The organism is Rhizobium sp. BK312, assembly GCF_014193605.1.
GTDB lineage: Bacteria > Pseudomonadota > Alphaproteobacteria > Rhizobiales > Rhizobiaceae > Rhizobium.
The window spans coordinates 183,699-197,029 of the sequence record NZ_JACHZP010000002.1 but is presented as its reverse complement, the minus strand read 5'-3'; the positions used below and the strand labels follow the sequence as shown (position 1 = coordinate 197,029).

Here is a 13,331-nt window from a genome sequence, read left to right as displayed (position 1 = left end):
GGGCGGCCGGCTTGCCCGTCAGGTCATATAAACGCCGCCAGTGACATTGACGCCCTGGCCGGTCATGAAACGGGCGGAATCCGAGCAGAGGAAAACGACGACATCGGCGACGTCCTCGGGCGTCTCCAGTCGTCCGAGCGGCGTCTGGGCGATGTAGTCTTCAACGACACGTTCAGGACTGACGCTGCGCAGTTTGGCTTCCCAATCGATCTCGCGCTCCTGCATGCCGGTCTTGACGAAACCCGGGCAGACGGCATTGACGCGGATGCCTTTCGAGGCCAATTCGCGGGCAAGCGCCTGTGTCCAGCCGAGAACGGCGAACTTGCTGGCAGAGTAATGCGCCAGCAGCGGCGCGCCGACCTTTGCGGCAAGCGAGGCCGTGTTGACAATCACCCCCTGGCCCTGCGCCACGAAGCGGCGCGCAGCGATCTGGTTCGTCAGAAAGATGCCGCGGGTATTGACGTCAAAGTTGAAATCCCACTCCTCGTCGGTGATCTCCAGCGCATGCTGCATGGTGGAGACACCGGCATTGGCAATCAGTATATCGTAGCCGCCCATGATATCGGCTGCTTGTTCGAATGTCTTTTCCACGGAGGAACGTGAGCGAACATCGATCTCCAGAGCGTGGCCGGAAATCGACTGTGCGACTGTGTTCGCCGCGTCCAGATTGATGTCGCAAATGGTGACCTTGACGCCTTGTTTTGCCAGCGCCCGCGCGATTGCGCGGCCTATTCCACTGCCCCCGCCGGTGACGATGGCCTTTAAACCCTCGAGTTCCGCAAATTTCGGATGTCCCACGAACCATGTCTCCGACCAAAAGAACACGTCGATCATATAGCAACAAAAACGTACAAATCAATCGAAATTTATGTTTGAATTTGTTCGCTTTCTGAGTTAAGCACTGATCATGTAATGGGAGGACTGGACTTCGGGTGTATGCGGCCGCAATCACCCAGCCGCCTTTTCTAAATGAAAGACAGACCAATGATCGCAGGCCATGACGCTGAAACGCAGACAATCGAAAGGACGAAAGTTCTTGCGCGCACGCGCCGCGCCTTCATTTTAGATGCGGTGGCCGAAACGGGCGCCGTATCCGTCACGGAAATTGCTGCGCAGCTCGGCGTGTCCGAAATGACTGTGCGGCGCGACCTGACCGAACTGGAAAAGGAAGGACGGCTTGCCCGCACCCATGGCGGAGCAGTCAGCACCGATCTTACCGCAATTGTCGAACCCGGCCTTTCAGCAACCACCTCGCGCCTCAACGAGCCGACCTTTCAGGCCCGTCTTGCCAAGAACGCATTGCCGAAGCGGTTGATTGCGGAAGCGGCGGCACAGGTCGCTTCCGGACTTCGCACCATCGCGCTGGATGTCGGCACGACAACGTTCCTGCTTGCCCGGTTGCTCGCCGGCCAGCAGCATGTAAAGTTCTTCACCAACAGCGTGCGCAACGCTACCCAGCTTGGCGAAGGCTTGGCGGAAGTCTACCTGCCGGGTGGGCGCATGAGAAACGATGAATTGTCGATTTCCAATGCGACGGCGATTTCCCAGTTCGAAGCACTTTGGTTTGATATCGCCTTTGTCGGCGTTTCCGGACTGACGTCGGATGGTATTTATGACTATTCCTTCGATGATACGGAGATGAAGCGCGTCTATCTCCGCCGCTCGACAAAGAAGGTCGTTCTCTGCGACGCATCGAAATTCGATTGCATGTCGCTCGTCCACATCGCGCCGCTTTCACAATTCGACATGCTGATCACCAATGCATCGCCGCCGCCCGAACTGGCCGAAGCGCTTGAGGCTGCCAAGGTCGAAGTGATGGTCGCCGGCTCGCCCTCCTGAAACATCCGGTTTGTGAAAACACGCTTTCTCTAACGCCCAATTTCGGAGCTTTCGATGGTTTTTGAATTTTTTGGTGACAAGAAGAAGGTCATCATTGCCATGGCGCATATCGGCGCCCTGCCGGGTTCGCCGAATTATGATCCGAAAGGCGGCGTCTCGAAGCTCATCGACGACGTGATGGAAGATATTCGCGCGCTGCAGGAAGGCGGCGTCGATGCCATCATGTTTGGCAACGAGAATGACCGGCCTTACGAGTTGAAAGCGCCTCCGGAAGGTATTGCTGCGATGACGGCGATCGTCCAGGCTGCGAAGGCGGAGCTCAAGATTCCCTTCGGCGTCAACTATCTCTGGGATCCGACAGCCAGCGTTGCCATCGGTGCCGCCACCGGCGCAAGCTTCGTGCGTGAGATCTTCACCGGCGTCTTCGCCTCCGACATGGGTATCTGGGCGCCGGATTGCGCGACGCCGGCCCGGCTGCGCGCAAAGCTCGGCCGCACCGACATGAAGATGCTGTTCAACATCAATGCGGAATTCGCCCATTCGCTCGACCAGCGCCCGATCGAGCTCCGCGCAAAGAGCGCCGTGTTTTCCTCGCTTGCCGATGCCATCCTTGTATCCGGCCCGCTGACCGGCCAGCCGGTCGACCAGTCCGGCCTGCGCAAGGTCTGTGAAGCCGTGACGGATGTTCCCGTTTTCGCCAATACGGGCGTCAACAAGGATAATGTCACCGGCATCCTCTCCTGCGCCAGCGGCGTCGTCATCGGCACTCATTTCAAATATGAGGGCAATACCTGGAACAAGGTCGAGCCCGCCCGCGTCAAGCGCTTCATGGACGTCGTAAGCACTATTCGCTGACGACGCTCTGGCTCAAAAGTCTCCATCTTATAAAGTCATGAGTGGAGTGACGATGTGGACGCCTCCACACCAGCGACGGAGTCCGCATAGGGAAGTACCCGAGGAGGAAGCTTGGAAAATCATCATAGTTCCAATCTCTTCGTGGGCTCGGCGGTTTCTGAGAGGGCCGTCCGCGCGGATCCACGGCCGACCCTATTTATCATCATGACGCAATCCTGATTTCCCTCAGAGCCTGCCTCTTATTCGCCGTGACCTGCTCAATCGCCGCTTCCAGCGAACAGGCCGACAATCTCTCCAGCTGGCAGCCGTGCGGTCGCTGGCCGCAGCGGGTATCGAACGTCATTTTCTCCTGTCGAAATACAAGCACGCGTGATCACGAGTCTCATCTTTGAAACTCAGGAAAATCGGCGCTGCGGGTCACATCGCTCCACTCGTCGAAATTCTTCCGAAGTGTTTCAAGGCGCTTATAGGCCAGATCCAGAGCAGAGCCGCCCAAGAGGAGCCGCAGGGGAGGCGCTTTCGATTCAACCGCCATCTGGATAGCCGCTGCGGCGCGGGCGGGATCGCCCGGCTGATTGCCGGAAACCGCCTTCGTCGATATCCGACGCTTTCCTGCCGTCTCGGCATAATCATCAATGACGATGGGAGATTCCGCCATCGAGCTTCCAGCCCAGTTGGTGCGAAATGCGCCGGGTTCGACAATGGTTACCTTGATGCCGAGCGGAGCGACCTCCTGGGCGAGAGACTCTGAAACGGCCTCGACTGCAAATTTTGTGGCGTGGTAGTAACCGGTCGCTGCGAATGCCATGAGCCCGCCAAGCGAAGAGACGTTTACAATATGACCGCTTCTGCGCGCCCGCATGGCAGGCAGGGCTTCTTTCGTAACATCGATGAGCCCGAAGAGGTTGGTGTCGAACTGGCTGCGAACACCTTCCTCGTCTCCCTCTTCGATCGCTGCGAGATAGCCGTAGCCGGCATTGTTGACGAGAACGTCGATCTGACCGAACGTCGAGAGCGTTTCGGCAACAGCGCTCCTGATCGTCGAGCGATCGGTGACATCGACTTTCAGCGCGAGCGCTTGCTCCTTGAACTGGTTGGCGAGCCCGGCCAGTTGCGCGGGATTCCTTGCCGTCAGGACCACCCGGTAACCGAGACCGAGCACGTGTTTTGCGATCTCGAAGCCGAGGCCATTCGAGGCGCCGGTAATGAACCATACGGGTTTATTCGTCATTTTCGATCATCCTTCTGATTTGCTGACGCTCATGGCTGCAGAGCCGGTGTCAGGACCGGTTGCCTTTGACGAAAGATACAAACCGGAGAACGGGCGCGTTATGGCGAAACACCCAATCTTTCGTACGATCCTACCAAATCTCCTGGCACTGCCTATATTGGAGGCTCTGCCGGGAGATCGTGGAGAAACAGGTTGAGTACCAAGGAAGAGCTTGTCGCGATCATTGATCGACACGCTGCCGCGCCGAAACAAAAAACCCCAATCGCTGGTCTTTCGATCTTCAGGGTCGAAGCGCCGACCCTTCCTGTTGAGAGCATTTACACTCCCCGCCTCTGCGTTGTGATCCAGGGCCGAAAGGAAATTTTGCTGGGCGGTCGCGCGTTCGAAGTTGATGACACGCAATACTTCATCGCTTCAGTGAATTTGCCGGTTTCGGCCCGGATAACCGCCGCTTCCAGCGACCATCCGCATTATGCACTCTCATTCGAACTTAACCGGCAGGACCTGGCCGAACTGCTTCCGAATGTCGCGGTCCGCCCTGCTGCAGCGCACAGAGAGGGTCTGTCGCTAGGGCGTCAGACAGAAGACATCCTGGGCGCACTTCATCGCCTCATACTGTTTCTCAACCGCCCGGAGGATCTGCCCGCACTTCTCAAGCCAGCAACGACTGAACTCTATTACCGGCTTCTCCGGAGTGAGCATGGTGCAACATTAAGAGACTACGCCACAATGGACACGAGGATCGCCCAGATTGGGAGGGTCACCTCGTGGATAAAGGAGCATTACAATAAGCCTATGACGATCGGCCTGCTTGCCGACCTCGCAGGCATGAGTGCGACATCACTTCATCGCCATTTCAAGGCGACAACACTGATGACGCCGCTTGAATATAGGACGCATGTCAGGCTTCAGGAGGCGCGCAAACGCTTGCTGACTGGCGGATCGAGTGCCCGAACAGTCGGCTTCGAGGTCGGCTATGACAGCCAGACGCAGTTCACGCGCGAGTACAGACGCTTGTTCGGCCGGCCACCCGTCCGGGACGCCGCCTATCTGAAGGGCATCGGACCGTCTAACCCTGCCCGACAAGCTGGCGTGAAGGAAGCGCCAGTGGAGCGCCCGTTAAAGATCTGAGCGAGTGGAGTCTTTCAACGATGAGATCTAAGCTTCAATTGACCCGTTCTGCAGCTGGATGGCTGATACGCCGAGAACCATCTCATGGCGCTACCGGCAGCGCTTGAGCGCGGCGCCTTCGTCGGCGCTGCGAAGGATGGGCGCTTTTCGTCCGCGGCGCGGCAGGACTATGCCGAGGCCGCGGCTGTGGTGCTGGCGACTGATGGGCATGCCGGGAAGACCTATGAGCTTGCAGCCGACCAGGCCTTTACCCTTGCCGAGCTTGCCGCGGAGGTCTCGCGGCAGTCGGGAAGGCGACCGTCTACAACGATCTTTCCGAGGCCGCCTATCGCGATGTGCTGACGGGCGCCGGCCTGCCGGCCGATCTCGCTGCGCTTCTGGCCGATGCCGATGCCGCAGCGTCGCATGGAGCGTTGTTCGACGACGGAGGCGCTCTTGGTCGGCTGATCGGTCGTCCAACCAAATCGATGCAGAGCCTCGTCGCGACGGCTTTACGCGGCTAACGACATCGGGACGTTACTCGGTCACCTTGATTGGCGTCGGACCGATTGAGCCGCAGGTTGCCAAGGTGATCGAGTCGGCCGCCGAGTCACCACGAGCTCCAGGCTTCCGATCCAGTTGGTCCGTATCCCCGGCTCGAGAGAACCTTTGAAAGTGACGATGAAGCAGCCTTCGCGGAGAAGACAAGCCAATCCCAGTCAGTTCCCAGCGCAAATCAACAGCGCCGGCCGATGATCGGGAAATCATGCATCACTTCGACCCGATGGCAGCGGCGGTTCGACAAGCATCGCGACCTGCCGAAAATCTTCTCTTCCGCCACCTCTGTTGCCAATATTTCAATTCAACCTATATAAGGTCTATCGACCATTGCTTGCGACATCGTCGAGGAGCCTCTGCGCCCTCGCTGGATTTCCTCTCAAATAATCGATCTAATCCCGCAAGGTATCGCGGGGCAAACAACGATTGCTATGAAAGGAAATCGTTATGAACACTGGTACAGTAAAGTGGTTTAACTCCACCAAGGGCTTCGGCTTCATTCAGCCTGATGATGGCAGCACGGACGTTTTCGTCCATATCTCCGCGGTAGAGCGCGCCGGCATGCGTTCGCTCAACGATGGTCAGAAGATCACTTACGACATCGTGCAGGATCGCAGATCCGGCAAGAGCTCGGCTGACAATCTTCGGGCCGCATAAGTTTGTCACGGCTTTGTGCGACCACGGATGTACTGGCGCGCTGAAACCATGACCGAGGAAGGTCGGGATACGTCCCGGCCTTTTGTTTTTCATTTCGAACGGAGAACGACATGGCAAATGGTCGTTACCGGCCGGGCGACAGCATCGTCCTGAAGCCTGGAATTTTCGGAAACGCCCAGCCGGCCGGCCGCATCGTGTCTGTGCTGCCTGTGTCACAGGGCGTTGTCCATTATCGCGTCCGCTTCCAAAGTGAGAGTTTCGAGCGGAGCGTCCGTCAGGACGATATCGATGCCGGGGCGTCACCATCGTCGCTTTCACCGGCGCAAGCCGAAATATCGCAAACATCGAAATCGAGCTGGATCAACTCGAATTCAATCCGCACCAAGAAATAAACCCAGCGCGAGCTGAGAAGGAGAAGTTTTGCAGGTTCTGGTCAGAGACAACAATGTCGATCAAGCGCTCCGCGTTCTGAAAAAGAAATTGCAGCGCGAAGGCGTATTTCGGGAAATGAAGGCCCGCAGCGCCTATGAAAAGCCGTCCGAAAAGCGCGCTCGCGAAAAGGGCGAGGCGGTCCGCCGCGCGCGGAAGCTTGCCCGTAAGCAGGCACAACGCGAAGGCTTGCTGCCGGCGCCGAAGAAGAAAGTCATGGCGCGAGCTCGCTGACGTCCAGCGTCTTTTGGAACGCGCCTGCTGAAATGGAGGAAGCATGACAAAGACGAAAGACAATCTGTTCAAGCCTGAAAAGCTGTCAGCGCAGACCAAGTCCGAACAGACGACGTCGATTGCCAAGGATATCCTGGCCGATGAGGCCTCCGCTCGACAGAAGAAGACGGACAGGCTTCGCGCGCTTCGTTTGGCGCAGGAGCCTGTGCCAGCGCCGAAAGCAAAAAAGAAAGACAGGAAGGGATAGCGGTTGTCTGGCGGTTCTTCGCCAGACAACCGCTCGCTTTCCCGCGGCGGAGCACTATGTGAGGATTAGGAGGCAATGTCGTCGTCCGGCGGCACGAGGCCCAACAATTGGGCCGGCCTCATCAGGTCTAGTCAATCGTCGCGCTCGTACCAACCGCGCGACAACACCTAAATAATGTCTCCATTTCCTCCAAGCATCATCACCTTTTAGACGGCGCATTTCGCTCGCACTGAAGAGGCTGCGGCCATGAGCGCCCTGCCGGCCTGCTTCGATGTCGACGCCAGGTCCATCGTGCTTTTGTCGTAAAAGGCAAGATGCACAGTCCTGCCTTTCGACATTAAGATTTGGACCCGGTCTTACAAACGTCTCGACAGCCCGAACAGCCATGTTCGATTCCCGGGAATGGACCCATGCCTGGGCTGAAGCGATGGATTTCGCGAAGTCTTAGCTAACCTGCGGCATTGCCTCAACTATCGCCGTGCAAAATTCTTCTCTCCATCTCTTCAATATTTTCATCATTGCATCGTGCACGGGAACAAAGCAGCGTATTATTCCCTGTGTAGCAGACCAATAGATTTTTGTATTTCTTCGGACCGTTACTTATTGCCGGAGATGCAGGCCAAAGGGGCTGACACCATAATGGTGACGCGTGCGCAGCAAATTGGCGTCGTTATCGGCCTGGCCTTCGTCACGGCATTGACGACCCTGCGGGCAAGCGATCCTCCGTTGCTAAGGCTCGCCCGCGATTTGACATTCGACCAGTATCAGCGCCTGGTGCCCCGGACGTTCGAAAACCAGCCTGTCCGGGTCGTCGACATAGACGAGGCGTCGCTGCGGGAGTTCGGTCAATGGCCCTGGCCAAGAAACCGGATTGCCGCGCTTGTCGACAGGCTTTCGGATCTGGGCGCGGCCGCCATCGCTTTCGATATCCTCTTCGCCGAGCCGGATCGTCTGTCGCCGCGCAACGTCGTTCGCGATGTCATGGGCGTCGATCCGTCACTGCTTGGCAAACTACCGGATAATGATGAGATTTTTTCCCAATCGCTGTCGGGAAGGCCGGTAGTTCTGGGCTTCGGCCTCTCCAACGAAGGAAACTATCTGCCGCCGGTCAAGGCAGGATTTGCCTATACCGGCGAAGATCCCTCCGGTGCGCCGCCGGCGATCAAGGCCGCCACGCCGTTGCAGCCGCAATTGGAAACCAATGCTGCGGGGCTCGGCCATATCAGCCTCAATCCGGGCGCATCATCGGCGGTGGTGCGTGCGGTTCCGCTTTTTCTCAGCGACGGCAAGCAGCTTTATCCCAGTCTCGCGCTTGAGGCGCTTCGCGTCGCACAGGGAGCCTCCACCTACGTGCTTGACGCTGCGCCGCACACACCCAATACGCTCACCCGGGTCAAGATCGGCAATTTCGTCGTGCCGGTAACGGCCGCGGGCGAGCTGTGGCTCTATGTCAGCCGCGACACCGCGGAGCGCTATATTTCGGCAAGCAAGATACTCGCGACCGAAGGCGCCTCCGCCGATATTAGAGCCGCCATCGAAGGCAGTATCGTTTTCGTCGGAACCTCCGCTTCTGGCCTCCAAGATGTCCGCACGACGGCCCTTGACGAGAATGTGCCGGGTGTCTCAATCCACGCGCAGATCGTCGAGCAGATCCTGTCAGGCCGCTTCCTTTCCCGACCGGATTGGGCAGACGGACTGGAAATCCTGTCCATCGCCGTCCTGGGCAGCCTTTTGGTGATCGTCACCACCTTCGTCAATCCGGCCACGGCCCTCGCCTGCGGCCTGCTGATTACCTTTTTTGCCCTTGTGGCCTCCTGGGCTGCCTTTCTTTATGGGGGGCTTCTCTTCGACCCGCTGGCACCGATCGTCTCGGGATCAATCACGCACTTCGCTGCAACGGCATTCCGCTTTCTCGTGACGGATCGGGAGCGGCGCGACGTGCGGCGGGCTTTCGGGCATTACCTCTCGCCATCGCTACTCCATCGCATCGAGCATACGCGCAATGCCCTGCGCCTCGGGGGAGATGAACGCGAGCTGACGGTCATGTTCGTCGACGTGCGAAACTTTACCCAGATTAGCGAGGAGATGAGCCCGAGCGCCGTCGTCGCGTTTTTGAACACGCTGCTCGATGCGCTCAGCCACCATGTCATCGCCAATGAAGGCACGCTCGACAAGTTCATCGGAGACTCGATCATGGCCTTCTGGAATGCCCCCGTCGATGTCTCCGATCATGCCGGCAAGGCCGTGCGAGCGGCTCTCGGCATGCGGGAAACCCTGGCCCGCCTCAATGGCGACGATGCCTTCGGTTTCGGAGACGCGCGACGGGTCGGAATAGGGATCGGCATCCATACGGGACTCGCCTGCGTCGGCAATATGGGGGCCGAGACCCGTTTCAATTACACGGCAGTTGGCGATGCCGTCAACATTGCCGCGCGCATCGAATCCGCCTGCAAGGACATCAATTTCGACATTCTGGTATCCGAACCGACGGCGGGCTTGCTGCCCGACTGTGCCCTGCTCGAAGCGGGAGCGCTGACGCTGAAGGGTAAGAGTATGCGAACCAAGCTCTTTGCGGTGGTCGGCGACGAACGCGTGGCGAGATCCGTCGGATTTGTCGAATTGCAGGCTACGCACAGGCAGCTTGTTAATGCCCTGCGAACTCGGTCAGCGAGCAGCCGCAAACTCATCAGTGCCGCCAAACTTAAAGCGCAAGCCGCGGCAACAGGACTGTTGCAGGGCTTTTACAGCCACATTTCGCGACGAGGCGGACACTTCGCCGACGAGACTGCGGAGGACAAGGCAGCCGACATCTAAAGTAGTTCCAGCAAAAGTGCCGAGCGGTTTTGCGTCCGGAACTGCGTAAAAACAAGAAGATAGAGCGTTTTCGCGATTCGAAGAAAAGCGGAAATGCTCTATCTGATTTGGAAGCCATCCTGCGCAACCCACGGCGCTATCGCTGGTGATGCCCACCACCGTGATCGCCATGGTTGCCGCCATCGCCCTGGCTATCCTGGTCGTCTCCTTGATGATCACCCCGTCCGTGATCGCCTCTGCCATGATGGTCGTGATGCTCGCCTTCGTCGCCATCATGCTCGTGCGGTTTGCCTGACTTGTCGGGCGCACTTGGCGGATTCGAGACATCCGGCGTGCTGGGAGTTTCGTGTGGTGCGGCAGGCGCCTCGGCGTGTGGCGATTCCTGGGGGCTGGGTGCGCTCGGCGTATCGTGCGGTGCCGGTGCAGGATTATTCTCCGGAGCGCTGCGCGGAGAGATCCCGTTAGGCTGGCCCCTCATCGCCGTCGACAGACCGCAACCACCGCCCCCGACAAAACCCATTCCCCCTGAAAGTTGCTGGCTCCCGGACAGAAACGGCAGAGCCCGCTGATTGCCCAGCGTTTTGAGGACGTCGCGATTGACCCGGCGAGGTTCGCTGATCTGACCGTTGCGCTTTGCAACGACACAATCACATTGCTGTTTCAGTTGCCTGCAGCCGCCAGCACCGCAGAATTGCGCAGCGCCGTTCAACAGCACGACCGCCGTCGTGCCGTTCGCCCCGACATAAAAATCAAACGCGGTTCCACGCACGCCGATCGTTCCGGCGGGCGTCACGATCTGATAGGCTGAGTGGTTCGAATTTCCGCTCATCCAGCGAAAGCTGCCCTTTGCTGCATTTATGGTCAGCTTTTTCACTGCGCCCGAGTCATCGAACACGAACTTGTCGATGGTAACGGACGATCCGGCTCCGACAGCCAGTCTCGTGCCGTCCCGAAATGTGAACTGTCCGAGGCCCGAAATCGAGGTGCGAATTTGCTCGTCCCGATGAACGGGATCGTCGACCGCGAGCGGACCACCAGCACCCGTAACTTCGGTTTTAATCAGCACCGCCTGGCCGACCTTCTCGGCGGCTTGCGAAGACAATGGTGCGAGCAGCATGGCGCTCAACACAACGGTCACGGCGTGACGCAAACAAAACACCGCACCCTCCCAATATTATTTATATATTATCATAATATTTTAATAAATACAATTGTAATTCATGATTGCAAATGCGTATATTTTTATACTGTCGAATTAAAATTCGCCAAAACATGCGTATATTCTGCAGAATATGTTTTTACATATATTCAGGAAGAAATTTATACAGTAATTACAATAATATACCGGCATAGACTCTTGCGGATAACTCAAAAAAGAGGTGACTATTCAAGGCTGCTGAGCTCGAAGAATTTGAGGCAGGCTCCTTGAACAATGCGTAAGAATATCGGCTGGCAGAGGCCCTCGAAAGAGTTGGCTTTGGTCGCGCGCAATGTAGACTGGCGAACTGTTCCGGATGTTGTCATACAAGTATAGGCCGATACGGAGTTCACATCATGGCGATCAGCGATGCTCGGTGGGAGCAAACATACCCAACACTTTCAGCTCTTCAAATCGGTGCGGCGCGACGCTTCGCGAGCGGTGAGCCGCATCATTTCGGCCCAGGTGATGTACTCTACGAGATCGGCACTCGCAACGCCCCTGCCTGGCTAGTTCTAGAAGGCTCGGCCGATGCAATTCAGCGTGGCGCGACTGGGAGATCATCCGTGATCGGCACCTACGGTCCCGGCCAGTTCACCGGCGAGACCAATCAATTGTCTGGTCACGCAACCCTCGCATCGGTCGTCGCGGGCGATAAGGGCGTATTGGCTATACCTTTCGATGCGCCGCATCTGCGTGCACTGGTGATCGGGTCGGCGGATGTGGGTGAAGCAATCATGCGCGCCTTTATACTCCGTCGCGTTGCGCTGATCGAAGAAGGGCGGATCGGAGGTGCGGGTTCGGTTCTGGTCGGACGCCGGGATGCTCCCGATATTGTGAGATTATCGGGATTTCTCACCCGGAATGGCTATCCCCACGCCCTTATCGCAGCATGCGAGGTCGAGGGGCGCGAGCTGGTGGAACGGCTCGGCATCGCACCGGAAGATCTGCCATTGATGATCTGCCCAAACGGAACGCTGCTCAGAAATCCGAGCGACGCGGATGCGGCGTCTTGTCTCGGCATTATGCCGGATCTCGATCCGAAGAATGTCTATGATGTGGCAGTTGTCGGTGCAGGACCGGCTGGGCTGGCCACTGCCGTCTATGGGGCATCTGAGGGGCTGTCTGTTCTCGTTGTCGATTCCCGGGCCTTCGGCGGCCAGGCGGGTGCATCCGCCCGGATCGAAAATTATCTTGGCTTTCCGACCGGTATCTCGGGACAGGCTCTTGCAGGTCGAGCCTTTAATCAGGCGGCGAAATTCGGCGCCGAGCTTGCGATCCCGCTGACCGTCGGAAAGCTTTGCTGCCATGGAACCGATTCGGCGGCTCCATTCTCCCTTGAACTTAGCAACGGATATACTGCACGGGCGCGTTCCATCGTGATCGCGTCAGGAGCGCGCTACCGTCGGCCCGATATTGCCAATGTCGAAGAACTGGAGGGGGCCGGCGTCTCCTACTGGGCATCCCCGATTGAGGCTCGCCTTTGCGCCGGAGAGGAAATCACTCTGGTCGGCGGCGGAAACTCAGCCGGCCAGGCCGTTGCTTACCTCGCACCGCAGGTAAGCCGCCTGCACCTCGTGGTCCGGCGGCCGCTCGAGCAAACCATGTCCCAATATCTGATTGACCGGATAGCGGCATTGCCCAATGTCGAACTCCATGTGGGTATCGAGATTACGGACTTGCATGGTGATCGAGAGACAGGTCTGACCGGTGCCACCTTCCGTAATGTCCGAACCGGAGAGAGCGAGGAATGTGCCTCACGCCACCTCTTTCTGTTTATCGGCGCCGATCCCTATACCGGCTGGCTCGATGGCTGTGTCGCGACTGATGGAAAGGGCTTCGTTCTCACAGGAGACCGCATCAGTGATGGCGAGCGACTGCCGCTGGAGGCGAGTTGCCCTGGCATTTTTGCCGTCGGAGACGTACGCGCCGGCTCCACCAAGCGGGTCGCCGCCGCCGTCGGTGAGGGTGCGGCCGTCATCGCTCAGATCCATTCCTTTCTGGCGCGAAATGTCGGAGGTCAAAATAAGCACTAGCCGACCACCGGTCATCACCGGCTGGCTATTGTCGGCATCCCTACCTTTTTTACGCTTGGCTGCATGCCTAGAGTTCCAGGAAAAGTGCGTAGCGGTTTTCCGTCCGGAATTGCGTGAAAACAA

At 58.0% G+C, this 13,331-nt stretch carries 14 protein-coding genes; 11 read left to right on the top strand and 3 right to left on the bottom strand.

Annotation, left to right across the window (positions count from 1 at the left end; translation table 11 throughout):
- Nucleotides 1-18 precede the first annotated feature (18 nt).
- Nucleotides 19-834, bottom strand: coding sequence for an SDR family oxidoreductase (locus FHT85_RS05610; RefSeq protein WP_112410264.1), 816 nt, complete (start codon nucleotides 832-834; stop codon nucleotides 19-21).
- 150 nt (nucleotides 835-984) lie between these two features.
- Between FHT85_RS05610 and FHT85_RS05605 the strand changes: the two genes are divergently transcribed.
- Nucleotides 985-1,839: a DeoR/GlpR family DNA-binding transcription regulator gene (locus FHT85_RS05605; protein WP_112398856.1), complete on the top strand. Its 855-nt coding sequence runs from the start codon at nucleotides 985-987 to the stop codon at nucleotides 1,837-1,839.
- Between the two features lie 54 nt (nucleotides 1,840-1,893).
- A complete protein-coding gene (locus tag FHT85_RS05600) occupies nucleotides 1,894-2,694 on the top strand; it encodes a BtpA/SgcQ family protein (protein ID WP_112335981.1) in 801 nt (266 codons plus the stop codon).
- Between the two features lie 382 nt (nucleotides 2,695-3,076).
- Here FHT85_RS05600 and FHT85_RS05595 read toward each other — a convergent pair whose 3' ends face one another.
- Nucleotides 3,077-3,925, bottom strand: coding sequence for an oxidoreductase (locus FHT85_RS05595; protein WP_112398854.1), 849 nt, complete (start codon nucleotides 3,923-3,925; stop codon nucleotides 3,077-3,079).
- Nucleotides 3,926-4,117: 192 nt separating this feature from the next.
- On the opposite strand from FHT85_RS05595, the gene FHT85_RS05590 reads away from it, so the two are divergent.
- The 8 genes from FHT85_RS05590 (at nucleotide 4,118) to FHT85_RS05560 (ending at nucleotide 9,974) form a co-directional block, all read left to right on the top strand.
- Complete coding sequence (locus tag FHT85_RS05590) at nucleotides 4,118-5,056, top strand: AraC family transcriptional regulator (protein ID WP_112410263.1); 939 nt, start codon at nucleotides 4,118-4,120, stop codon at nucleotides 5,054-5,056.
- An 84-nt stretch (nucleotides 5,057-5,140) separates the two neighbouring features.
- Complete coding sequence (locus FHT85_RS30355) at nucleotides 5,141-5,398, top strand: hypothetical protein (RefSeq protein ID WP_210293602.1); 258 nt, start codon at nucleotides 5,141-5,143, stop codon at nucleotides 5,396-5,398.
- On the top strand, nucleotides 5,392-5,559 hold the full coding sequence (locus FHT85_RS30350; RefSeq protein ID WP_210293601.1) for a hypothetical protein: 168 nt from the start codon (nucleotides 5,392-5,394) through the stop codon (nucleotides 5,557-5,559). The genes FHT85_RS30355 and FHT85_RS30350 overlap by 7 nt, the downstream gene beginning before the upstream one ends.
- 481 nt (nucleotides 5,560-6,040) lie before the next feature.
- Nucleotides 6,041-6,250 (top strand): cold-shock protein, encoded by a 210-nt coding sequence (locus FHT85_RS05580; protein ID WP_075852595.1) that lies wholly within the window; start codon nucleotides 6,041-6,043, stop codon nucleotides 6,248-6,250.
- Nucleotides 6,251-6,360: 110 nt separating this feature from the next.
- Nucleotides 6,361-6,642, top strand: a complete 282-nt coding sequence (locus FHT85_RS05575; protein ID WP_112335990.1) for a cold-shock protein — start codon at nucleotides 6,361-6,363, stop codon at nucleotides 6,640-6,642.
- A 28-nt stretch (nucleotides 6,643-6,670) separates the two neighbouring features.
- Nucleotides 6,671-6,913: a 30S ribosomal protein S21 gene (rpsU, locus tag FHT85_RS05570; RefSeq protein WP_015343608.1), complete on the top strand. Its 243-nt coding sequence runs from the start codon at nucleotides 6,671-6,673 to the stop codon at nucleotides 6,911-6,913.
- A gap of 43 nt (nucleotides 6,914-6,956) precedes the next feature.
- Nucleotides 6,957-7,160, top strand: a complete 204-nt coding sequence (locus FHT85_RS05565; RefSeq protein WP_112335991.1) for a hypothetical protein — start codon at nucleotides 6,957-6,959, stop codon at nucleotides 7,158-7,160.
- Between the two features lie 639 nt (nucleotides 7,161-7,799).
- Nucleotides 7,800-9,974, top strand: a complete 2,175-nt coding sequence (locus FHT85_RS05560; RefSeq protein WP_246779893.1) for a CHASE2 domain-containing protein — start codon at nucleotides 7,800-7,802, stop codon at nucleotides 9,972-9,974.
- A 136-nt stretch (nucleotides 9,975-10,110) separates the two neighbouring features.
- On the opposite strand, the gene FHT85_RS05555 is transcribed toward FHT85_RS05560, so the two are convergent.
- The gene (locus tag FHT85_RS05555) at nucleotides 10,111-11,133 is read right to left on the bottom strand and encodes a FecR domain-containing protein (RefSeq protein WP_112410262.1); all 1,023 of its coding nucleotides are present in this window, start codon (nucleotides 11,131-11,133) and stop codon (nucleotides 10,111-10,113) included.
- A 395-nt stretch (nucleotides 11,134-11,528) separates the two neighbouring features.
- On the opposite strand from FHT85_RS05555, the gene FHT85_RS05550 reads away from it, so the two are divergent.
- Nucleotides 11,529-13,208 (top strand): FAD-dependent oxidoreductase, encoded by a 1,680-nt coding sequence (locus FHT85_RS05550; RefSeq protein ID WP_112410261.1) that lies wholly within the window; start codon nucleotides 11,529-11,531, stop codon nucleotides 13,206-13,208.
- The last annotated feature ends 123 nt before the right edge of the window (nucleotides 13,209-13,331 follow it).